At 63.5% G+C, this 20,344-nt stretch carries 17 protein-coding genes and 1 pseudogene; 13 read left to right on the forward strand and 5 right to left on the reverse strand.

Annotated features, from left to right (window positions below; genetic code table 11):
- The first annotated feature begins 21 nt into the window (after positions 1-21).
- The 12 genes and pseudogenes from rimP to ACVCMJ_RS01595 all read left to right on the forward strand — a co-directional run bounded on the left by rimP (position 22) and on the right by ACVCMJ_RS01595 (position 13,658).
- A complete protein-coding gene (gene rimP / locus ACVCMJ_RS01540; RefSeq protein WP_447079712.1) occupies positions 22-498 on the forward strand; it encodes a ribosome maturation factor RimP in 477 nt (158 codons plus the stop codon).
- On the forward strand, positions 495-1,979 hold the full coding sequence (gene nusA / locus ACVCMJ_RS01545) for a transcription termination factor NusA (RefSeq protein ID WP_447079713.1): 1,485 nt from the start codon (positions 495-497) through the stop codon (positions 1,977-1,979). Before rimP ends, nusA begins: the two co-directional genes overlap by 4 nt.
- A 54-nt stretch (positions 1,980-2,033) precedes the next feature.
- Positions 2,034-5,003 (forward strand): translation initiation factor IF-2, encoded by a 2,970-nt coding sequence (gene infB, locus ACVCMJ_RS01550; protein WP_447079714.1) that lies wholly within the window; start codon positions 2,034-2,036, stop codon positions 5,001-5,003.
- A 3-nt stretch (positions 5,004-5,006) separates the two neighbouring features.
- Positions 5,007-5,417: a 30S ribosome-binding factor RbfA gene (rbfA, locus tag ACVCMJ_RS01555; RefSeq protein WP_447079715.1), complete on the forward strand. Its 411-nt coding sequence runs from the start codon at positions 5,007-5,009 to the stop codon at positions 5,415-5,417.
- A gap of 35 nt (positions 5,418-5,452) precedes the next feature.
- Positions 5,453-6,208, forward strand: a complete 756-nt coding sequence (gene truB / locus ACVCMJ_RS01560; RefSeq protein ID WP_447079716.1) for a tRNA pseudouridine(55) synthase TruB — start codon at positions 5,453-5,455, stop codon at positions 6,206-6,208.
- Positions 6,205-8,028, forward strand: a complete 1,824-nt coding sequence (gene typA, locus ACVCMJ_RS01565; RefSeq protein ID WP_447079717.1) for a translational GTPase TypA — start codon at positions 6,205-6,207, stop codon at positions 8,026-8,028. Before truB ends, typA begins: the two co-directional genes overlap by 4 nt.
- Before the next feature lie 91 nt (positions 8,029-8,119).
- Positions 8,120-8,707, forward strand: a pseudogene (locus ACVCMJ_RS01570) (YqiA/YcfP family alpha/beta fold hydrolase); the annotation flags it as partial.
- Between the two features lie 123 nt (positions 8,708-8,830).
- Complete coding sequence (locus tag ACVCMJ_RS01575; protein ID WP_447082767.1) at positions 8,831-9,136, forward strand: GNAT family N-acetyltransferase; 306 nt, start codon at positions 8,831-8,833, stop codon at positions 9,134-9,136.
- 183 nt (positions 9,137-9,319) lie between these two features.
- A complete protein-coding gene (locus ACVCMJ_RS01580) occupies positions 9,320-10,336 on the forward strand; it encodes a TRAP transporter substrate-binding protein (protein WP_447079718.1) in 1,017 nt (338 codons plus the stop codon).
- Positions 10,337-10,417: 81 nt separating this feature from the next.
- Positions 10,418-10,948, forward strand: coding sequence for a TRAP transporter small permease (locus ACVCMJ_RS01585; RefSeq protein WP_447079719.1), 531 nt, complete (start codon positions 10,418-10,420; stop codon positions 10,946-10,948).
- A gap of 1 nt (position 10,949) precedes the next feature.
- Entirely contained in the window at positions 10,950-12,245 is a 1,296-nt protein-coding gene (locus ACVCMJ_RS01590; RefSeq protein ID WP_447079720.1) for a TRAP transporter large permease, read from the forward strand.
- Between the two features lie 9 nt (positions 12,246-12,254).
- Positions 12,255-13,658, forward strand: a complete 1,404-nt coding sequence (locus tag ACVCMJ_RS01595; RefSeq protein ID WP_447079721.1) for a CoA transferase — start codon at positions 12,255-12,257, stop codon at positions 13,656-13,658.
- 29 nt (positions 13,659-13,687) lie between these two features.
- Here the strand turns inward: ACVCMJ_RS01595 and ACVCMJ_RS01600 are convergent, their stop codons facing one another.
- From ACVCMJ_RS01600 to ACVCMJ_RS01620, 5 genes are all read right to left on the reverse strand, one after another.
- Entirely contained in the window at positions 13,688-14,455 is a 768-nt protein-coding gene (locus ACVCMJ_RS01600; RefSeq protein ID WP_447079722.1) for an ABC transporter ATP-binding protein, read from the reverse strand.
- Between the two features lie 5 nt (positions 14,456-14,460).
- The gene (gene hisM / locus ACVCMJ_RS01605) at positions 14,461-15,171 is read right to left on the reverse strand and encodes a histidine ABC transporter permease HisM (RefSeq protein ID WP_447079723.1); all 711 of its coding nucleotides are present in this window, start codon (positions 15,169-15,171) and stop codon (positions 14,461-14,463) included.
- The gene (locus tag ACVCMJ_RS01610; protein ID WP_447079724.1) at positions 15,168-15,857 is read right to left on the reverse strand and encodes an ABC transporter permease; all 690 of its coding nucleotides are present in this window, start codon (positions 15,855-15,857) and stop codon (positions 15,168-15,170) included. Before ACVCMJ_RS01610 ends, hisM begins: the two co-directional genes overlap by 4 nt.
- An 82-nt stretch (positions 15,858-15,939) precedes the next feature.
- The gene (locus tag ACVCMJ_RS01615) at positions 15,940-16,731 is read right to left on the reverse strand and encodes a transporter substrate-binding domain-containing protein (protein ID WP_447079725.1); all 792 of its coding nucleotides are present in this window, start codon (positions 16,729-16,731) and stop codon (positions 15,940-15,942) included.
- A 212-nt stretch (positions 16,732-16,943) separates the two neighbouring features.
- Positions 16,944-17,615, reverse strand: coding sequence for an LOG family protein (locus ACVCMJ_RS01620; RefSeq protein ID WP_447079726.1), 672 nt, complete (start codon positions 17,613-17,615; stop codon positions 16,944-16,946).
- Between ACVCMJ_RS01620 and polA the strand changes: the two genes are divergently transcribed.
- A complete protein-coding gene (polA, locus tag ACVCMJ_RS01625) occupies positions 17,614-20,334 on the forward strand; it encodes a DNA polymerase I (RefSeq protein ID WP_447079727.1) in 2,721 nt (906 codons plus the stop codon). The two genes, ACVCMJ_RS01620 and polA, sit on opposite strands and share 2 nt — an antisense overlap.
- Positions 20,335-20,344 lie beyond the last annotated feature (10 nt).

Consider the following 20,344-nt stretch of genomic DNA (forward strand, 5'->3'; position numbering starts at 1 on the left):
AGCCCCTTTTTAATGGAATTTATGGCTGATATCCATGCGGTGATCCAGCAGGCATTGCTGGGTTTTGATGTCGAACTGGTCGATGTGGAGCGGGCGCCCCTTGGGGTCTTGCGCGTATTCATCGACCGCCCCGACGGGGTGCGGATCGAGGACTGCGAACAGGTGTCGCATCAGTTGTCGCATGTGCTCGAGGTCGAGAATGTCGACTACAAGCGCTTGGAAGTCAGCTCACCCGGGGTGGACAGGCCCCTGCGCCGTCTGGCCGATTACGTCCGCTTTGCGGGGCAGCGCATTGAACTGAGGCTGTCCGAGCCGGTCGAATCGCGCAAGGTCTTCACGGGCGTCCTGCAGGTCGCCCAGACCGTCGATGGCGCGCCGGCGCTCAGCCTGGAATACGAAAACCAGGCGGGCGAGCCGCAGACGTTGCCGTTTTCTTTTGATGATGTGGATCGGGCCCGGCTGGATCCTGTTCTTGATTTCAAGGGTAAGAAGCGATGAGTCGCGAAATTCTTCTGTTGGTGGATGCTCTGGCGCGTGAAAAGAACGTCGAACGCGACGTCGTGTTCGGCGCGCTCGAGAGCGCGTTGGCTTCCGCCATGAAAAAGCGCTTCAAGGAAGACGTGGATATTCGCGTGTCCGTGGACCGCCTGACGGGCGAACACGAAGGCTTTCGCCGCTGGCTGGTGGTGCCCGATGAAGCCGGCCTGCAGGAACCCGATGCCCAGGAACTCTTCACGGACGCCCAGGACCTCGTTCCGGGCATCCAGGTGGGCGAGTACATCGAGGAGCCGCTGGAACCTCTCGAATTCGGCCGCATCGGCGCGCAGGCCGCAAAGCAGGCCATCCTGCAAAGGATCCGCGACGCGGAACGCGAACAGGTCCTGAATGACTTTCTGGACCGGGGTGAGACCATCGTCTCCGGCATGGTCAAGCGGCTGGACAAAGGCGACGCCATCATCGAGATCGGCAAGGTCGAAGCCCGCTTGCCGCGCAGCGAAATGATTCCCAAGGAGAACATCCGCGCCGGCGACCGCGTGCGGGCCTGGGTCCTGAAAATCGATTATGCGGCGCGCGGCCAGCAGGTCATCCTGTCGCGCACGGCCTCCGAATTCATCCGCGAGCTGTTCGAAAACGAGGTCCCGGAAATCGAGCAGGGACTCCTTGAAATCAAGGCTGCCGCCCGCGATCCGGGCGTCCGTGCCAAAATCGCGGTGGTGGCGTACGATAAGCGGATTGATCCCATCGGAACTTGTGTCGGGATGCGGGGTTCCCGTGTGACCGCGGTGCGCAACGAGCTGGGTGGCGAACAGGTCGACATCGTGCTTTGGTCCGACGACCCGGCGCAGTTCGTGATTGGCGCGCTCGCGCCGGCACATGTCGAGTCCATTCTGATCGACGAAGACAAGCACGCCATGGACGTGGTGGTTGACGAGGAAAATCTGCCCAAGGCCATCGGCGCTCGCGGGCAGAACGTCCGCCTCGCGTCGGAACTGACTGCTTGGCAGATCAACATCATGACCCCCGAGGAAAGCCAGCATCGCCAGGATGCCGAGCGCTCCACCCTGCGCCAGAACTTCATCACGAAGCTGGACGTGGACGAGGAAGTCGCCGACATCCTGATCGACGAGGGTTTCACCGGGCTCGAGGAAATTGCCTACGTACCGATGCAGGAACTGCTCGACATCGAGGCTTTCGACGAAGAAACCGTCAACGAGCTGCGTACACGCGCTCGCAATGCGCTGCTGACAGAGGCCATTGCCCAGGAAGAACGCGTACAGACGGCTCGGGACCTGCTCGAGATAAGAGGTATGGAGCCGTCGCTGGTGGCCAAGCTGGCCGCGAGCAACATCACGACGCTGGATGATCTGGCCGAACTCGCCGCCGACGAGCTGTCCGAATTGACCGGGCTGCCCGAAGAGGCCGCGAGCGACATGATCATGCAGGCGCGGGCGCATTGGTTCGAGGATGACAAGGCCTGACGCCGGGCATCCTTAGCAGCCATCCCGCCCATTGAACGTAGAAGAGAGAGTCGAATGCCGAGTAACACCGTCGCCCAATTCGCCGAAGAACTGAATATGCCCGCTCAGGTCCTGCTGGACCATTTCCGCTCCGCGGGTGTGGAGCTGGCTTCGGTGAATGCGGACCTGACCGAGGCCGATAAAAGCGCCTTGCTGGAGTCGCTGCGGCGTTCGCATGGATCGGATGCCGGCAAGAAGGTCGTACTGACCCGGCGCAAGACTTCCGAAATCCATCAAGCCGACAGTTCCGGCCGGTCGAGGACGATCCAGGTCGAGGTTCGCAAAAAGCGTGTGCTGGTCAAGCGTGATCGCGCTGACTTGCAGGATGCCGCACGCGCCGAGGCGGCGCAGCAGGCGGAGACAGCGTCGCCTGCCGTGCCGGCCGAATCGCCGGCCGTGGCCGATGTTGCGGGTTCGACTGCTGTTCAAGCGTCGCCGTCCGCGGCCGCTGCTCCAACCGTCCAGGCCCCCGAGCCTGACCGGCTCCCACCCGATTCCCCCGTAGCGACGCCCGCTGCGAAAGCGCCGGAAATTCCGGAGGCTGCTCCTTCGCCCGCCGCCCCTGAAGCGCCCGTAGAAACCCAGGCTTCCGACGCGAAGCTGGCCGATTCGGGCGCCGCGCAACCCGTCGAAACCAAGCAGGAAATTGTGAGCGAAACCCCTGTCGCCGAGAAACCGGTGGTCGTCCCTGAATCGCCAGTCGAAGCGGCTCCGCAGCCGCCGGAGGAAAAGCCGGCCGTCGCCCACGACGCGGCACCATCGGCGCCCGCCGCGCAGGAAACGCGCCGGCCCTCGCCGGGTGCTCCGGTGTCGGCTCCGCCGCGCGCGACGCCTGGTAAGGCTCGTCGTGCACCCGCCGAGTCGGACCGGGATCGCGCCCGCCGGGCCGCCGAAGCCGAAGCGGCCGCATTGCGCGAGATGATGCGGCAGCCGCGCAAGGTGCTGCGCGCTCCGGAACCGGAGGCCGCGACGGCCGGCACGTTGCACAAGCCTGGCACCAAGGCTGTCGGCAAAAAGGAAACCGAAGGGAAAAAGGTCATCAAGACCACCGACGTCTCGTCGAGCTGGTCCAACGACGGCGGCCGCAAGAAATCCAAGGCCGAGACGCTTTCGCCCGGTGCCGGGCGCGATGCCTGGCGCAGCAGCGGGAAGCCGTCTCGCGGCAGCAAAGGTGGCCGCGGCAAGAACCGCCGTCAGGTCGAGCATCACGAACCGCAGCAGGTCGAGTTCATCGCCCGCGAGATTCATGTGCCCGAAACCATTTCCGTGGCGGACCTGGCCCACAAAATGTCCGTCAAGGCGGCCGAAGTCATCAAGCAGCTCATGAAACTGGGCCAGATGGTCACCATCAACCAGGTGTTGGATCAGGAAACGGCCATGATCGTGGTCGAAGAACTCGGTCACACGGCCATTGCGGCCAAGCTGGACGATCCCGAGGCATTCCTTGCTGACACCGAGGTCGCCGATGAAGCCGAGGCGCTTCCTCGCGCGCCGGTGGTGACCGTGATGGGCCACGTGGACCACGGCAAGACGTCGCTGCTCGACTACATCCGCCGCACCAAGGTCGCCACTGGCGAGGCGGGCGGCATCACGCAGCATATCGGCGCCTATCGCGTGAAGACGGATCGCGGCGTGGTGGCCTTCCTGGACACTCCGGGTCACGAGGCGTTCACGGCGATGCGGGCACGCGGTGCGCAGGCGACCGATATCGTGGTTCTGGTGGTGGCGGCCGACGACGGTGTCATGCCGCAGACCAGGGAAGCCATTCACCATGCGCGCGCTGCCGGCGTGCCGCTGGTGGTCGCCATCAACAAGATCGACAAGCCCGAGGCCAATCCCGAACGCGTCAAGCAGGAGCTGGTGGCCGAGGAGGTCGTGCCCGAAGAGTACGGCGGGGAAGTCCCGTTCATCCCTGTGTCGGCAAAGACCGGCCAGGGGATCGACGAGCTGCTCGAGAACGTGCTGCTGCAAGCCGAAATTCTGGAACTGAAGGCTCCGGTGGAGGCGCCTGCAAAGGGTGTCGTGATCGAAGCCCGCCTGGACAAGGGGCGCGGCCCGGTGGCCACCATCCTGGTGCAGAGCGGCACGCTCCATCGCGGTGATGCGGTGCTGGCTGGCGTGGCATTTGGCCGCGTTCGAGCGATGCTGAATGACACCGGCAAGCCCACGCAGTCAGCAGGGCCCTCGACGCCGGTCGAGGTTCAGGGTCTGGCCGAGGTTCCGGCCGCGGGTGACGAGGTCATGGTGCTGGCCGACGAACGCAAGGCGCGTGAAATCGCATTGTTCCGCCAGGGCAAGTTTCGTGACGTCAAGCTCGCGCGCCAGCAGGCGGCGAAGCTGGAATCCATGTTCGACAATCTGGGCGAGGGCACCCGTACGCTGGCGCTCATCGTCAAGACCGACGTGCAAGGTTCGCAGGAAGCCCTGGTGCAGTCCCTGCTCAAGCTCTCCACGGACGAGGTCCGCGTGCAAGTCGTGCATGCGGCCGTCGGCGGCATCTCCGAAAGCGACATCAACCTGGCGATTGCGTCCAGCGCCGTGATCATCGGTTTCAACGTGCGCGCCGATCAGTCGGCGAAGAAGCTGGCCGAGGCCAACGAAATCGACCTGCGCTACTACAACATCATTTACGACGCGATCGACGATGTGAAGAACGCCCTCTCCGGGATGCTGGCGCCCGAAAAGCGCGAAGAAATCATCGGCCTCGTCGAAATCCGCGAGATCTTCACGGTCTCGAAGGTCGGCAACATCGCCGGTTGCATGGTGCTCGAAGGCGTGGTGCGCCGCGACTCACAGGTCCGGCTGCTGCGCAACCATGTGGTGCAGTGGACGGGATCACTGGATTCGCTGCGGCGCTTCAAGGACGATGTCAAGGAAGTCAAATCCGGCTTTGATTGCGGTTTGACCCTGAAGGGCAACAACAATATCGAAGTCGGCGATCAGCTCGAAGTCTTCGAGATCAAGGAAATAGCTCGTACTCTGTAAATCATGGGTCGTCATAAGTCCAAACCGAATCCAGATCGCAACACGCGCCTGGCCGACCAGATCCAGCAGGATCTGGCGGCGCTGGTGCAGCGTGAGCTGGATGTTGCACGCACGGGGCTGATCACGCTGACAGGCGTGGATCTGTCGGCGGACTACGCCCATGCGAAGGTCTATTTCACGGTGCTGGGCGCCGAACCTGAGGCCGCCGCCAACGCGCTCAATGAAAAAGCTGGCTGGATGCACTCGCAGCTCTTCAGGCTGCTGCATATCCACACGGTCCCCACACTGCGGTTCGTGCATGACGTGCACCTGGCGCGCGGGATTGAACTGACGCACTTGATCGATCGGGCCAATCGTCCGCAAGCGGGCGCGTCGGACATCCCCGAACTCGAAGACCCGGACGGCCAGCCCTGATCGGGCGGTCGTCACTCATCTGTACGGATTGAACGATGGCTTCCCGACGCGGGCGCATGCTTGATGGTGTCCTGTTGCTGGACAAGCCCGCGGGCCTGTCCAGCAACCACGCGCTGCAACGCGCAAAACGGACGATGGACGCCCGCAAGGCCGGGCACACCGGAACGCTGGATCCTTTTGCCACGGGGCTGCTGATCTGCTGCTTTGGTCGGGCCACCAAGCTCTCGGCGCGCATGCTGGAGGCCGACAAGGTCTACGAGGCGACGCTTGCGTTTGGCGAGGAAACCGACAGCGGCGATCTCACCGGCCACATCGTGGCGCGCGCCGACGATGATTTTGCCGGTGTAGCGCCTGCGCAGCTGGAAGCCGTGCTGGGCGAGTTCCGGGGCGAGATCCAACAGATTCCGCCCATGGTGTCCGCCCTCAAGCGCGACGGCAAACCTCTGTACGAATATGCCCGGCAGGGCATCGAACTGGAGCGTGCGCCGCGCTCGGTCACCATCCATGCCCTGGAACTGCTGGCATGCGACGGTCGCCATGCCAGCGTGCGCGTCCATTGCAGCAAGGGCACGTATGTGCGCACGCTGGCCCAGGATATTGGTCGGCGCCTGGGATGCCGCGCGCATCTGTCGGCCTTGCGACGCACGGCGGTGGGTCCTTTTTCGATTGAGCGGGCTGTGGGGCTGGAAGCCCTGCAGGCCATGACGGCGCCTGAACAGACGCTGCTCCCCCTACATGCCTTGCCGGACGGCTTGCGCCCGACAGACATTTCTACCAAGGAAATTTTATGAAGCGAGCTTTGCGCAACGTGGCCATCATTGCTCACGTCGACCACGGCAAGACCACGCTGGTGGACCAGTTGCTGCGCCAGTCCGGAACCTTCCGCGACAATCAGCAGGTCTCCGAGCGCGTCATGGACTCGGGCGATATCGAGCGGGAGCGCGGAATCACCATCCTGGCCAAGAACTGTGCCGTGGAATACGAGGGCAATCACATCAACATCGTCGATACCCCGGGTCACGCCGACTTCGGCGGCGAGGTGGAGCGTGTGCTGTCGATGGTGGACGGTGTGCTGCTGCTGGTCGATGCGGTCGAGGGACCCATGCCGCAGACGCGCTTCGTGACGCGCAAGGCCCTGGCCCAGGGCCTGAAGCCTATCGTCGTGGTCAACAAGGTGGACCGCCCCGGCGCCCGTCCGGACTATGTCGTCAACGCTACGTTTGATCTGTTCGACAAGCTGGGTGCAACTGAAGAGCAGCTTGATTTTCCGGTGATCTACGCCTCCGGCCTGAATGGCTATGCCGGCCTGACCCCCGACGTGCGTTCCGGCGACATGCGGCCGCTTTTCGAAGCCGTTCTGGAATACGTGCCGCAGCGCGAAGACGACGTGGACGGCCCGCTGCAGATGCAGATCATCTCCCTGGACTACAGCAGCTATGTGGGCAAGATCGGCGTGGGCCGCATCAATCGTGGCCGTCTGCACGCGGGTCAGGATGTCGTGGTGCAGTTCGGACCGGAAGGAGAACCCATCAAGGGTCGCGTCAATCAGGTGCTGCGCTTCGAGGGGCTGGAGCGCGTGCTGGTGGATGAGGCGCAGGCGGGCGACATCGTTCTGATCAACGGCATCGAGGAAATCGGCATCGGTTGCACGCTCATGGATCCGCTCGCGCCCGAGCCGCTGCCGCTGCTGAAGATCGACGAGCCGACGCTTACCATGAACTTCATGGTGAACACGTCGCCGCTGGCCGGCCGGGAAGGCAAGTTCGTCACCAGCCGCCAGATCCGCGATCGGCTGCAGCGCGAATTGAAATCCAACGTGGCCCTGCGCGTGAACGACACGTCGGACGACACGGTATTCGAGGTTTGCGGGCGCGGCGAATTGCATTTGACCATCCTGTTGGAGAACATGCGGCGCGAAGGCTATGAGCTGGCCGTGTCGCGGCCTCGGGTGATGTACAAGGACATCGATGGCGTGCGCCAGGAGCCCTATGAACTGCTGACGGTGGACGTCGAAGACAGCCACCAGGGCGGTGTCATGGAAGAACTGGGTCGCCGCAAGGGCGACCTTCAGGACATGCAGCCCGATGGCCGGGGTCGTACGCGGCTGGAATATAGGGTTCCCGCGCGTGGCCTGATCGGCTTTCAGAGCGAATTCCTCACGCTGACGCGCGGCACCGGGATCATGAGCCATGTGTTCGACGAATACGGCGCCGTGCGCGAGGGCGGGGTAGGCGAGCGCCGCAACGGCGTGCTCATCAGCCAGGATGACGGGACGGCTGTCGCCTATGCCCTCTGGAAACTGCAGGAGCGAGGTCGTATGTTCGTCTCTCCGCAGGATCCCGTCTACGAAGGCATGATCATCGGCATCCATTCCCGTGACAATGACTTGGTCGTCAATCCCATCAAGGAAAAGAAGCTGACCAACGTGCGGGCATCGGGCAAGGACGAGCACATCGACCTGGTGCCGCCGATCGAGCTGAATCTGGAATATGCCGTGGAGTTCATCGCGGATGACGAACTGGTCGAGGTCACGCCGAAGTCCATTCGCTTGCGCAAGCGCTACCTGAAGGAATTCGAGCGGCGCCGCAGCTTGCGGGGCGATTCGGCCTGACGGTCGCTGTCGCGTTACGGTCGGGCCGCTCCTACAATGGGCGCTTGGCTCCGTAGCGCGCCAGGGGGCGCCCGGGTGCCGGGAACGCACGATGATCCTGTATCTGCACGGCTTTCGGTCTTCTCCGCAGTCCCTGAAGGCGCGCCTTCTGGGGCAGGCAATGGCGCGGCGTGGCTTGTCGGCGCAATGGGCCTGCCCGCAATTGCCGGCCAGCCCGGCCGCCGCCATGGGGCTGGCGCTGGAATGTGCGCAACAGGCTCTCGGTCGCGGGCTGGGACCGGCTGATCTCACCGTGATCGGGTCTTCTCTGGGCGGTTTTTACGCGACCTGGCTGGCCGAGCGCCTGGGCTGCCGGGCGGTCCTGCTCAACCCGGTTGTCCACGCGGCCCGGGATCTGGCCACCCAGGTCGGTTCTCATCGTACCTACCACGGCGATGCGCCGTTCGAATTTCTCCCCGGATATGTGGATGAGCTGGGCCAGGCCGAATCGACCATTCACGCCCTGACGCAACCTGAACGTTATTTTCTGCTGGCAGCCACGGGCGACGAGATCCTGGACTGGCGTGAAATGCAGCGGCGTTTTGCGGGGTGCCGCCAGCGCATCATCGCCGGCGGCGATCATGGGATTTCGGATTTTTCCGCCTGGTTGCCGGAAGTCCTCGCCTTTGCGGGCGGCGCGCGCGTGGTGGCACCGGGCGTGGAACTCGGCTCCTGGGCCGCCTTGGGACCCGAAGCCGGTGGTATCCGGAACCAGGTCTTCGTGCACGAGCAGCATGTGCCGCCCGAAGAGGAACTGGACGCCATGGACGACCAGTGCCTGCACGCATTGGCGCGCGATGCGAGTGGCCGGCCAATCGCTACCGGCCGCCTGCTGCCGGACGGCCACATCGGGCGCATGGCGGTGGACCAGGCGTGGCGCGGGCGCGGCATCGGTTCGCAGGTGCTGCAGGCGCTGATAGCCGCCGCTCGCGATCGCGGGGATGGCCAGGTGCTGCTTGCCGCCCAGCTCCACGCGCGGCCCTTCTATGCCCGCCATGGATTCGTGGAAGAGGGCGGTACCTTCATGGATGCCGGGATTCCTCACCGGCTGATGCGGCGTCCGCTCTGAAGTCGTTCAGGGCGCCTGCCTGGTGATCGCGGCGATTCCGGCGGCGTGGACGGCCAGCGCCGAGGAGTAGACTGTACACCCTGTCGCTCATAACCAAGAAAAGCGACTGTTGTGCAGCCCCTTGGTGGATGAACATGCTCGACAAGCCGGGGTGTCTGCGACTTCCACCTCGAGAGGAGCAAAATGAAGCATTCCATTCGCAAGCTACTCGCAATTTCGTTTGTGAGTTCTTTGGGTCTGACGGGGGTGTCGCTCGCCCAGGCCGCAAGTGATTTGACCGTGCGGCTGGCCTGGTACATGCCGCCCCATACGGCCACCGCTGATCAGGGCACGAATTTCGCCAAGGCAATTTCCGACCTCAGTGGCGGCAAGATCAAGGTCGAGACTTACCCGTCCGGTTCCTTGCTGAAGGAGTCCAACATCGCCCAGGGGCTGAGCAACAATACCGCCAACATGGCGATCTTCGGCATGCACTGGTGGTCCAAGTACGAACCTTCGCTCGAGTGGGACACCATTCCATTTCTGGCCGATGACGCGGGTGGCCTGCTCAATGCCTTGCACGGCAAGCTGGGCCAGGACGTCAACGCCCGTCTGAACAAGCATGGCGTCGAGGTAATCGGGTGGGGCTTCTATGGCTACGCGGAAAGCTATGTGAACACCAAGCGCACGATCAAGCTTCCCAGTGACCTGAAGGGACTGAAGATGCGCTCCGAGGGGAAACTGTCGGCCAAGTTCCTGTCGGCCCAGGGGGCCACCCCGGTGGCGGTGGATTCCAGCGAGGTCTATACATCGCTGCAGAGCGGCAGCCTGGATGGCGCGGTGTCAGGGCTGTCCAGCATCGTCTCGCGCAAGTGGTACGAGGTCGGGCACTACATCACGGCCATTCATTATGTGCCGCTGGTCTATCCCATCCAAGTCAACATGAAGTGGTGGAAAGGCCTGACGCAGGAGCAGCGTGACCTGATCACGAATGCCGCCGTCAGTACCGAGCAACAGGCCGTTGCCGATATCGAGAAAGAGTTCAACGACGATGTCGCGCTGGCCAAAAAGCATGGCAATGAAGTCTATCGCCTGACCGATGCCGAACTGAAGCAGTGGAAGGATGTGGCGGGCGCTCAGGCCCGCAAGGACTACATCGCGGAAGTCGGCGAAAGCGGTCAGCAGATCCTCAACGACGTGGACGCTGCACTCAAGAAATAACCTTCAGAAAGGGCGCGGCTGCCGAATGTGCAGCCGCCCGTTGCGTCTCGCCGGGGTTTCCCCGGAGAGCGGAGGATTCTCATGACTGAACATTTTGCCAAAGCATCGCAAGTGGGATCGCCCCGGATCCGCGCGGTGCTGCAGCTTTCGGGGGGCCTGGGCCATGCGGTCGGCTATGTGTCCGCGGCGCTCATGATCACCATGACGCTGTCGATCCTGCTGGGGATCGCAATGCGGGCCACGCACATCGACAATTCCTGGACCTACGATGTCGACCTTTTCGCCCTCATATGGGTGGCCTTCGTGGGTGCCTCCTTCACCGCCTTGCGCGAGGAGCATGTCACATCGGGCATTGCGCTGGAAAACGCCTACCCGCGCTGCGCAGGCCTCATGCGGGTGCTGCGCTTCGTCATCATTGCGGCTTTCCTGGTGGCCTTCACGATTTCGGGCCTGTCACAGTTCTTCGATAGCCTCCAGACGAACGAGACCACCCTGGATGTCATGAGCTGGCCGGTCTGGATCCCGCATCTTGCCCTGCCGGTAGGGACAATTCTCTGGCTCATTTTCGAGATTCATCACTTCCTGCGCCGCATGACGGCGAAACGGACCTGACATGGACTTCATCCTGACACTGGTAACCCTGGGGATTTTGCTGATTCTTGGGGTGCCCATCGCCGTGTCGCTGTTGATCAGCGGCTTGCTGGGATACATGATGACGATCGGTGTGGATCCCGGAATGACCGCGCTGGCACAGATCGCCTATACCGATCTGAATTCATTCGTGATCATTGCGATCCCGCTTTACATTCTGATGGGCCAGATCATGCTCAAAGGAGAATCGGGACGCGACCTGTTCGATTTTGCGCAGCGTATCGTTGGCCGTTTGCCGGGCGGGCTGGCTGTGGCGGCCACTGTGGCCAGCGCCATCTTCGCAGCCATCTCGGGATCGTCCACGGCCACGGCGGCCACCATCGGTTCCATCAGCATTCCGGAGATGTGCGACCGGGGATACGACAAACGCATGGCGGCGGGGGTGGTGGCCGTGGCGGGCACGCTGGGGATTCTGATTCCGCCCAGCATCTCCTTCATTCTGTACTCGCTCGTCACGGACGCTTCGGTGGGCAAGCTCTTCATGGCCGGCGTGCTTCCCGGCATCATGCTGGCCTTCATGTTCTGTTTGTATTCCATCTATTGGGCCTGGAACAAGGCCCGAAAGGGCGCCGTTGCCCCGGCCATCGCACGTCTGTACGTGCCTTTCACCTGGGGCATGATCGGTAGCCTGCTGATGATCCCTCTGATCCTCGGCGGCATCTATACCGGCTGGTTCACCCCCACCGAGGCCGCCGGCGTCGGCGTGATCTATGCGTTTGTCCTGACCGCCTTCTTCAAGCGCACGCTGACCTGGAGCCGCTTCATCAATGCGGTGCGCGACAGTGTCGTCACCAGTTGCATGATCCTGATGCTGATCGCGGGCGCGGGAGTCTTCGGCAACACGCTTTCCTTGCTTCGCATTCCGCAGGATTTCGCCTCCTGGCTCGAAGGGCTGCAACTGGCCCCGTGGCAGTTCATGATTGCCGTCAATATCCTGTATCTGATCCTGGGCATGTTCATGGATGCGTCGGCAGCCATTCTGGTCACTGTCCCCATCCTGTTGCCGGGGCTGGAGGCGTTGCACATCGATCTGATATGGTTTGGCGTGATACTGGTGATCAACATGGAAATCGGCGCGGTCACGCCGCCCGTCGGAATGAACCTGTTCGTCGTCAAAGGCTTGCGCCCCGACTACACGATTCGAGACGTGCTGGTGGGGTCCCTGCCTTATGCCGGATTGGGGCTGGTGGGCTTGGCGCTCGTGGTGATTTTCCCGCAGATTGCGCTGCTGCTGCCCAGCCTGGGGAGCATCCAGTAGGGGGCTGGGATGGAAGAAGGCGCGGGCGCTTGCCGCGGCATGCTGCGACAGATTCTGGGTTCCTTGGGCGAGCCGGAGGGCGGCGGCAATTTGCGGATCGACGGTTCGCAGTCCTGGCCATCCCGTTACCCCGTCAGTGATCTGGCCTGCGCCAGCATTGGCGCCGCCGCGCTGATGCTGGCAGCGTGGCGAGATCCGTCGGGGCATGGTGCGGTTCGCCTGGATCGGGCGCTGGCTTCGCGTTGGTTCGGCTACTCCCTCAGGCCGATCGGCTGGGTCTTGCCGAAGGTCCGCTCGGTCTTGACGGGCGACTATCGTACTCGGGACGGGTGGATCCGCATTCACGCCAATGCGCCCCATCATGAGCAGAGAGCACTGCGCGTGCTGGCTCTCTCCGAACGTGCGGATCATGGCGCGGTGGCCGATCGGGTTCGCAACTGGAAGGCGACAGAGCTGGAGGAGGCGATGGTGCAGGCGTCTGCTTGCGCCGCCGCACTGCGTTCGCCCGATGCGTGGCGCCGTCACCCGCAGGGCATCGCCGTTGCCGCAGAGCCCTTGGTCGCATGGGAGGCAGATGCGGCAGGGGCCGTGGGCCCGCTCGACGTCCGGGATCGGAAGCGACCGCTTGCGGGGGTGCGGGTGCTGGACTTGACGCGCGTGCTGGCGGGGCCAGTAGCCACGCGGTTTCTGGCAGCCTACGGAGCCACTGTCTTGCGGCTGGATCCGCCGACCTGGTCGGAACCGGGCATGGTTCCGGAAGTGACGGTGGGCAAATATTGCGCGGGCCTGGATTTGAAGCAGCCAGAAGGCCGGGCCCGGTTCGCCGCACTGCTGTCCGAGGCTGATGTCCTGGTCCATGGCTATAGGCCCGGAGCGCTGCAGGCCTTGGGGCTGGGGGCGCACGAGCGGGCAACGTTGCGCCCCGGCCTGGTGGACGTCAGCCTCGATGCGTGGGGTTGGACGGGCCCCTGGCGTGGGCGCCGAGGCTTCGACAGTCTCGTCCAGATGAGTACGGGCATTGCGTGTCCGGACGGCGCGCAGGCTTCGCCGGATCCGATGCCTGTTCAGGCACTGGATCAGGCGACCGGTTATCTGATGGCCGCCTGCGCGCTGCGGGGCCTGATGGTCCGACGTGAGCAGCGCTGTGGCAGCCAGTGGCGGCTTTCGTTGGCGCGTACGGCGTGGTTGCTTTCGGAAAGTGCTTCGGCGGGGCCAGGTGCGGCGCTGGCCCCGATGAGGGCCCGGGACTTTTCTCGCGAAATCGAAACCACTCACTGGGGGCCTGCCCGGCGCCTCAGGGCGCCGACGCGGGTCGGGAGCCTGGGCTGGAAGTGGGGAAGGGCGGCCTGCGATCTGCGATCGGACCCGCCGTCCTGGCCGCGGATGGATGTGGAGCTCTCCCGCGCGGATTGAGCTTCCGAGCGCCCAGAACGGCGCAGCGACTACTTCAGGTTTCCTGACAGGAACTGCTGCAGGCGGGCGCTCTTGGGGTGATCCAGGACGTCCGCCGGCTTGCCCACTTCCTCGGCGACGCCCTGATGCAGGAACATGACTTGTGAAGCAAGACTGCGCGCGAACCCCATTTCGTGGGTCACGACAAGCATGGTCCGGCCTTCTTCAGCAAGCTTCTGCATGACCTTCAGCACTTCGCCCACGAGTTCGGGATCCAGCGCGGAAGTAGGTTCATCGAAGAGCATCACTTCCGGCTCCATGGCGAGCGCGCGGGCGATCGCGACGCGCTGTTGCTGTCCGCCCGACAGGGATGATGGATATTGCGCCTCCATGCTTGCCGGCAGCCCGACCTTCGCCAGGTAATGGCGCGCGCGTTCCGTGGCCTCGGCCCGGCCGAGCTTCAGCACCTGGATGGGGGCCTCGATCACGTTGCCCAGGACGTTCATGTGCGCCCAGAGGTTGAAGTGCTGGAATACCATGGCCAATTGGGCGCGCAGGCGCCGGAGTTGGTCCAGGTCGGCCGCATGGGGCCGGCCGTGCCGGTCTCGTACGATCTTCAGTTCGTCGCCGTTGAGCGATACGGAACCCTGGTCCGGTTTTTCCAGGAAGTTGATGCAGCGCAGGAAGGTCGACTTTCCGGATCCGCTGGAGCCCACGATGCAGATGACGTCGCCGGCGTTCGCGGCCAGGGAGACGCCCTTCAGGACTTCGTGGTCCCCATAGCGCTTGTGGATATTGATGACGTCGAGTTTGGACATGGTTCTTATCGGCGGGTGCCCAGGTAGGCCAGCACACGGCGTTCGTAGGAGCGGAACAGCCAGATCAGTGTAAACGACAGGCAAAGATAGAGCAGTGCGGCGACCCCATAGGAAGCGAACGTCTGGTAGGTCGCCGAGTTGGCGTCGCGCGCGACCTTCAGGATGTCCGGGACCGTAGCGGTGAAGGCGAGCGACGTGGCATGCAACATCAGGATCACTTCGTTGCTGTAAGCCGGCAGTGCTCGACGCAGCGCGGAAGGCAGGATGATGCGGCGATAGAGCGCAAAGCGCGACATGCCGAAGGAACGGGCCGCCTCGATTTCACCGGCGCTGGACGCCCGGATCGCTCCGGCGAATATTTCGGTGGTGTAGGCGGTGGTATTCAGCGTCAGCGCCAGGACCAGGCAATCGAACCCGCTTTGGAAGAACGCCGCCAGCGGGGGCGTGTGCTTGATGAAATCCAGGCTGTAGAGGCCGGCGTAGATGAACAGGATCTGGACGTAGAGCGGGGTGCCCCGGAAGACATACGTGAAAAGCCAGATCGGAAATGAGATCCAGCGCCGTGGTGACACCCGTCCCACAGCGAGAACGATCGATATCGCGAACCCCATGGACACCGAGAGCACCAGCAGCCAGAGCGTGACCGCCACGCCCGACCAGCCGCCGTTGCTCTGGTACAGGTAGGCCTGCCAGAACTGCGTCAGGACGTCGGTCACAGCATGACCTCGCGTACTCCCACGCTGTAGCGGCGGTAGAGTCCGTACAGAATGAAGTTCGAGACCGTCGTCAGCGCCAGGTAGATCAGCCCCGTCAGGCTGATGAAAAGGAACACCTTGAACGTCACGTTGCCGGCGTCCTGCGAGACCTTGACGAGGTCGGTCAGTCCGATGAGCGACACCAGCGCGGTGGACTTCAGGAGCACCTGCCAGTTGTTGCCGACGCCCGGCAATGCGTGGCGCATCATTTGCGGAAACAGGATGCGGCGGAAGACCTGGAATTCGCGCATGCCGTAGGCGGTGCCGGATTCGAGCTGTCCTCGCGGCACTGCCATGAACGCGCCCCGAAACGTCTCCGCGAAATAGGCGCCGTAGATGAAACCCAGTGTCACGACACCGGCTGCGAAAGGATCGATATTGATGGGATCCAGCCCCAGCAGATCGGTCAGGTCATTCAGATAGATCTGCATGCCGAAGAAAATCAGCAGCATCAGGACCAGGTCCGGCACGCCGCGGATGAGGGTGGTGTAGGCCGTTGCGAGTACGCGGGGCAGCCAGGAGTCCGACAGCTTGGCCCAGGCGCCCAGCAAGCCCAGTGCGATCGCGACCACGAGCGACAGCAGCGCAAGCTGTATCGTCACCCAGGTTCCCGCGAGGATCAGGGGGCCGTAGCCGTTCAGAAACATTGAAAAGTGAAAAGCGGTTGAAGGCCCGGCGGATCAGCAGGCCGCCGGGGCTGTCAGGCCGGGCGGCCTGTGGGCCGTGGTGCTATTGCGCAGGAAACTGGATGTTGCCCTCGGCAAAGTACTTCTTGGCGAATGTCCGGATCGTGCCGTCATCCAGCATGGCCTTCAGCGCCTCGTCGACCTGCGTTTTCAGTTCGGTATTGCCTTTGCGCATCCCCATCGCGATGGGTTCGGTCAGGATGGGATCGGTCAGCGTCATCGAAGCGAGCTCGTAGTTCTTGCCTTCGGGCTTGTCCAGAAAACCTTCCACCGCGCTTTGGGCTTCCTGGAACGTTGCGTCCAGGCGGCCCGACGTGACGTCCACGAACGCGTTCGTGTAGCTCGGGTAGGCGATCACGTTGACGCCTTTCGGAGCCCAGTTCTTGCGCGCATAGGTTTCCATCGTCGTTCCCTGCTGCACGCCAACGCGCTTGCCCTTCAGGGATTCGGCTGTGGGTTCCAGACCGCTGCCTTTCTTCACCATCAGCTTGACCGGCACAATGTACATGGGCGTGGAGAAGTCGATGACCTTCTTGCGGGGCTCGGTGGCCGTCATGGTGGAGTTGGCGAGGTCGAACTTGCGGGCCTGCAACCCGGGGATCAGGCTGTCGAACGACTGATCGATCCATACGCAAGTGCGGTTCATGCGCTTGCACAGTTCGTTGCCGATGTCGATGTCGAAACCTTCGAGCTGGCCTTTGGTGTTGCGATATTCAAAGGGCGGGTAGCCGGCCTCGGTCGCGATCTTGAGTTCCTGGGCGTTGGCGGCATGGCCCGCCGCCGGGATCAGGCCGACAGCCAGCAGCAATGCCGCACCGAACAGGGTGGTCTTCATTGTGTGTACTCTCCTGTGGAGCCTGGCAGCGGACCGTTGTGCAGTCCGAGGCTGTCCGGCAATGACAAGGCGTGATGTTAACTCAGGTGTCCTGACGGCTGCATCGTGCATAACCCTATGGGAGGGACAAGCCACTCCCCCATGCCGGTGTGGCTTTGAAGTGCCTGCCGCGCTGCGGGTTCTTGCCGCCCTGAAGCGCGCCCAGCCGCTGCTCAGTTCGGCAGCGCCGGTTCGCGGTTGGGTTCGACCTGGATGGCTTCCTGGATGTGGCGCACGACCACGTCCAGGTCGTCGGTCACCAGGAGGCGGTCCAGGTCGAAAGGCCCGATCATGCCATGCGCCAGGAGCTGGTCGCGCACCCAGTCAATCAGCCCGCCCCAGAAGATCGTTCCGACCAGGATGATGGGGGCCGGCGGGTGCTTCAGCGTCTGCATCAGCGTGGTGGCCTCGAAGAGTTCGTCCAGCGTGCCAAAGCCGCCCGGCAGCACAACATAGGCCAGGCTGTGCATGAAGAACGAGGCCTTGCGGGAATTGAAGTATTCGAAATGCAGGCTGTCCGTTTGATAGCGATTGTCGGTGGTCTCGCGGGGCAGGCGGATGTTCAGGCCCACGCTGCGTCCCCCTGCTTCGAAGGCCCCCCGGTTTGCGGCTTCCATCAGGCCCGGGCCCCCGCCGGCGATGACGGGAACTCCGAGTTGGGCAATGCGCCCGCCGAGTTCCAGACCCAGCTTGTAGAATGGGTGCTCGCTCGGGATGCGCGCGCTGCCGAAAATGCTGACGCCCAGACCGATCTTTTCAAAGGCCATTGCGGCCTCGCGCATCTCCGATTCAATAGTGGCTATCTGTTGTTCCGCCGAGACTCGTGTTGTTTTATTGTTCGTCATGAAAAAAACCTTGTTGCTTGTGGATGGGTCCAGCTACCTGTATCGCGCCTATCATGCGCTGCCTGATTTGCGCAATGCGCGTGGCGAACCCACTGGAGCCTTGTACGGTGTCGTCTCCATGTTAAGGAGGCTGTTGCATGATTACAAGGACGTGGCCGAATATGGCGCCTGCGTGTTCGATGCCCATGGAGGGTCGTTTCGCAACCGGATCTATCCGCAGTACAAGGCCAACCGCCCGCCCATGCCGGACGATATGCGGACGCAGATCGAACCCATCCACGATGCGGCGGCCGCGCTGGGCTGGACCGTGATCGTTCAGCCTGGCGTCGAGGCCGACGATGTGATCGGCACGCTGGCCCGCCAGGCCACGGAAAGTGGTTTTTATACCATTATTTCGACCGGAGACAAGGACCTCGCCCAACTCGTAAGCGATCGTGTCGAAATCATCAACACCATGACCAACGACAGGCTCGACCGGGACGGCGTGATGGGCAAGTTTGGCGTGCCGCCCGAGCGCATCGTTGATTACCTGATGCTGACTGGCGACGCGGTGGATAACGTGCCGGGAGTGGCAAAAGTCGGTCCCAAAACGGCGGCCAAATGGCTGGGGGAATACGGCAGCCTGGCGAGCCTCGTGGACCAGGCCCATGCCATCAAGGGAGCAGCGGGCGACAACCTGCGCGAGGCAATCCGGCACTTCGAGCTCACACGGGAGCTGCTTTCCATCAAGCTGGATTGCGAACTGCCGTCCGCCTATTGCGTGCCGGAGCTCCAGCTTCGTGGGCCAGACCGCGATCGTCTGATCCGGATCTACGAGGATTATGGCTTCCGGACGTGGCTGCGCGAGGAAACCGGCGATGGCCATCGGCTGCCGGCGCAGGATGCCCGAGTCGCGCGGGACGCGCCGCCTCCGCCGGTGGCGCTGCACTACGACACGATCCTGGACCAGCAAAGCTTTTTTGACTGGATGGCCAAGATCCGGCAGGCGCCGTTGGTGGCATTGGACACGGAGACCACCAGCCTGGATCCCATGGCGGCGCGCCTGGTGGGGCTGTCGCTGGCGATCGAGCCCGGTCATGCGGCCTATATCCCCGTGGGCCATCGCGGCCCGGGCACACCCGAGCAACTGGACCGCGCCTGGGTCCTGGAGCACCTGCGCCCCTGGATCGAGGATCCGGCAGCGCCAAAACTGCTGCATCATGCCAAATATGACACCCATGTCCTGGCCAACGAGGGCCTGTCGCTGCGCGGTGTCCAGCACGACACCATGCTGCAGGCGTACGTCCTGCAGTCCCATCGGCGGGTGAACCTTCAGGACCTCTGCATTCAGTGGCTGGGGCTCACGGGCACGACCTACGAGGACCTGTGCGGCAAGGGCGCTCGCCAAATCGGCTTCGACGAAGTCGATCTGCGGCAGGCGTCGCACTACGCGGCCGAGGACGCCGATTTCACCCTGCGGCTCCACCAGGTCCTGTATCCGAAACTTCAGGCCGAGCCCAAGCTGATGCGCATCTATGCGCTGGAAGTCCGCACGTCGGACGTTCTGACCCGCGTGGAGCGCAATGGCGTGGCGATCGACATCCGGGCGCTGGCGGCGCAAAGCCATGAGCTCGGCCGACAGATGATCGCGCTGGAGTCCGAGGCGCATGCCTTGGCCGGGCAACCCTTCAACCTGAATTCGCCCAAGCAGCTCGGGGAGATCCTGTTCGACCGCATGCAGTTGCCCATCGTGCGCAAGACGGCCAGCGGCGCGCCCTCTACGGATGAAGATGTCCTGACCCGGCTGGCTGCGGACTATCCGCTGCCCCGGCTGTTGCTGGAGTATCGGGGGATCGCCAAGCTGAAGTCCACCTATACGGACAAATTGCCGCGCATGGTTGACCCGCGGACCGGCCGCGTCCATACGCGTTACGCTCAAGCCGCGGTTGTAACCGGCCGTCTGGCCTCGTCCGATCCCAATCTGCAGAACATCCCGGTGCGCACGGCCGAAGGCCGGCGCGTCCGTTCTGCCTTCGTGTCCACACTCGGGCAGGTGGTTTCGGCCGACTATTCGCAGATCGAGCTGCGCGTGATGGCCCATGTGTCGGGCGACGAGAACCTGCGCCGGGCGTTTGCCGAGCGCCAGGACATCCATAGGGCCACGGCGGCCGAGGTCTTTGGCGTGGCGCCGGACCAGGTCGACGCCGAGCACCGGCGGGCGGCCAAGGCGATCAATTTCGGCCTCATCTACGGGATGGGTGATTTCGGCTTGGCCGCAAACCTGGGTATTACTCGGGCGGCGGCCAGGTCCTACATTGACCGGTATTTCATGCGCTATCCGGGGGTTGCCGATTACATGGCCCGCATTCGCAAGCAGGCCCGCGAGCAGGGCTTTGTGGAGACGGTCTTCGGTCGGCGGCTGTATTTCCCGGAACTGGCCGGCGCAAAGGGCCCGCGCGCGGCCGCGGCCGAACGGGCGGCCATCAATGCGCCCATGCAGGGCACCGCTGCCGACCTCATCAAGATGGCCATGGTGGCGGTCCAGGACTGGCTCGATGCCGACGGCCTGCGCAGCCTCATGGTCATGCAGGTGCACGACGAACTGGTCTTTGATGCCGCACAGGACGAGGTCCCGCTGCTGCGGGAACGCGTGCCGCAGCTCATGGCGGGAGTGGCCGAGCTCGCGGTGCCGCTGGTGGCCGAAGTGGGCGTCGGAATCGACTGGGGGCAGGCCCACTGAGGCCTGCAGG

This window comes from Castellaniella sp. UC4447_H14, assembly GCF_052978285.1.

Bases quoted from the DNA above. Each gene is read 5' to 3' on its own strand.
- rimP (WP_447079712.1), top strand. From the start codon at position 22: ATGGCTGATATCCATGCGGTGATCCAGCAGGCATTGCTGGGTTTTGAT.
- nusA (WP_447079713.1), top strand. From the start codon at position 495: ATGAGTCGCGAAATTCTTCTGTTGGTGGATGCTCTGGCGCGTGAAAAG.
- infB (WP_447079714.1), top strand. From the start codon at position 2,034: ATGCCGAGTAACACCGTCGCCCAATTCGCCGAAGAACTGAATATGCCC.
- rbfA (WP_447079715.1), top strand. From the start codon at position 5,007: ATGGGTCGTCATAAGTCCAAACCGAATCCAGATCGCAACACGCGCCTG.
- truB (WP_447079716.1), top strand. From the start codon at position 5,453: ATGGCTTCCCGACGCGGGCGCATGCTTGATGGTGTCCTGTTGCTGGAC.
- typA (WP_447079717.1), top strand. From the start codon at position 6,205: ATGAAGCGAGCTTTGCGCAACGTGGCCATCATTGCTCACGTCGACCAC.
- ACVCMJ_RS01575 (WP_447082767.1), top strand. From the start codon at position 8,831: ATGGACGACCAGTGCCTGCACGCATTGGCGCGCGATGCGAGTGGCCGG.
- ACVCMJ_RS01580 (WP_447079718.1), top strand. From the start codon at position 9,320: ATGAAGCATTCCATTCGCAAGCTACTCGCAATTTCGTTTGTGAGTTCT.
- ACVCMJ_RS01585 (WP_447079719.1), top strand. From the start codon at position 10,418: ATGACTGAACATTTTGCCAAAGCATCGCAAGTGGGATCGCCCCGGATC.
- ACVCMJ_RS01590 (WP_447079720.1), top strand. From the start codon at position 10,950: ATGGACTTCATCCTGACACTGGTAACCCTGGGGATTTTGCTGATTCTT.
- ACVCMJ_RS01595 (WP_447079721.1), top strand. From the start codon at position 12,255: ATGGAAGAAGGCGCGGGCGCTTGCCGCGGCATGCTGCGACAGATTCTG.
- ACVCMJ_RS01600 (WP_447079722.1), bottom strand. From the start codon at position 14,455: ATGTCCAAACTCGACGTCATCAATATCCACAAGCGCTATGGGGACCAC.
- ACVCMJ_RS01610 (WP_447079724.1), bottom strand. From the start codon at position 15,857: ATGTTTCTGAACGGCTACGGCCCCCTGATCCTCGCGGGAACCTGGGTG.
- ACVCMJ_RS01615 (WP_447079725.1), bottom strand. From the start codon at position 16,731: ATGAAGACCACCCTGTTCGGTGCGGCATTGCTGCTGGCTGTCGGCCTG.
- polA (WP_447079727.1), top strand. From the start codon at position 17,614: ATGAAAAAAACCTTGTTGCTTGTGGATGGGTCCAGCTACCTGTATCGC.
- ACVCMJ_RS01620 (WP_447079726.1), bottom strand. From the start codon at position 17,615: ATGACGAACAATAAAACAACACGAGTCTCGGCGGAACAACAGATAGCC.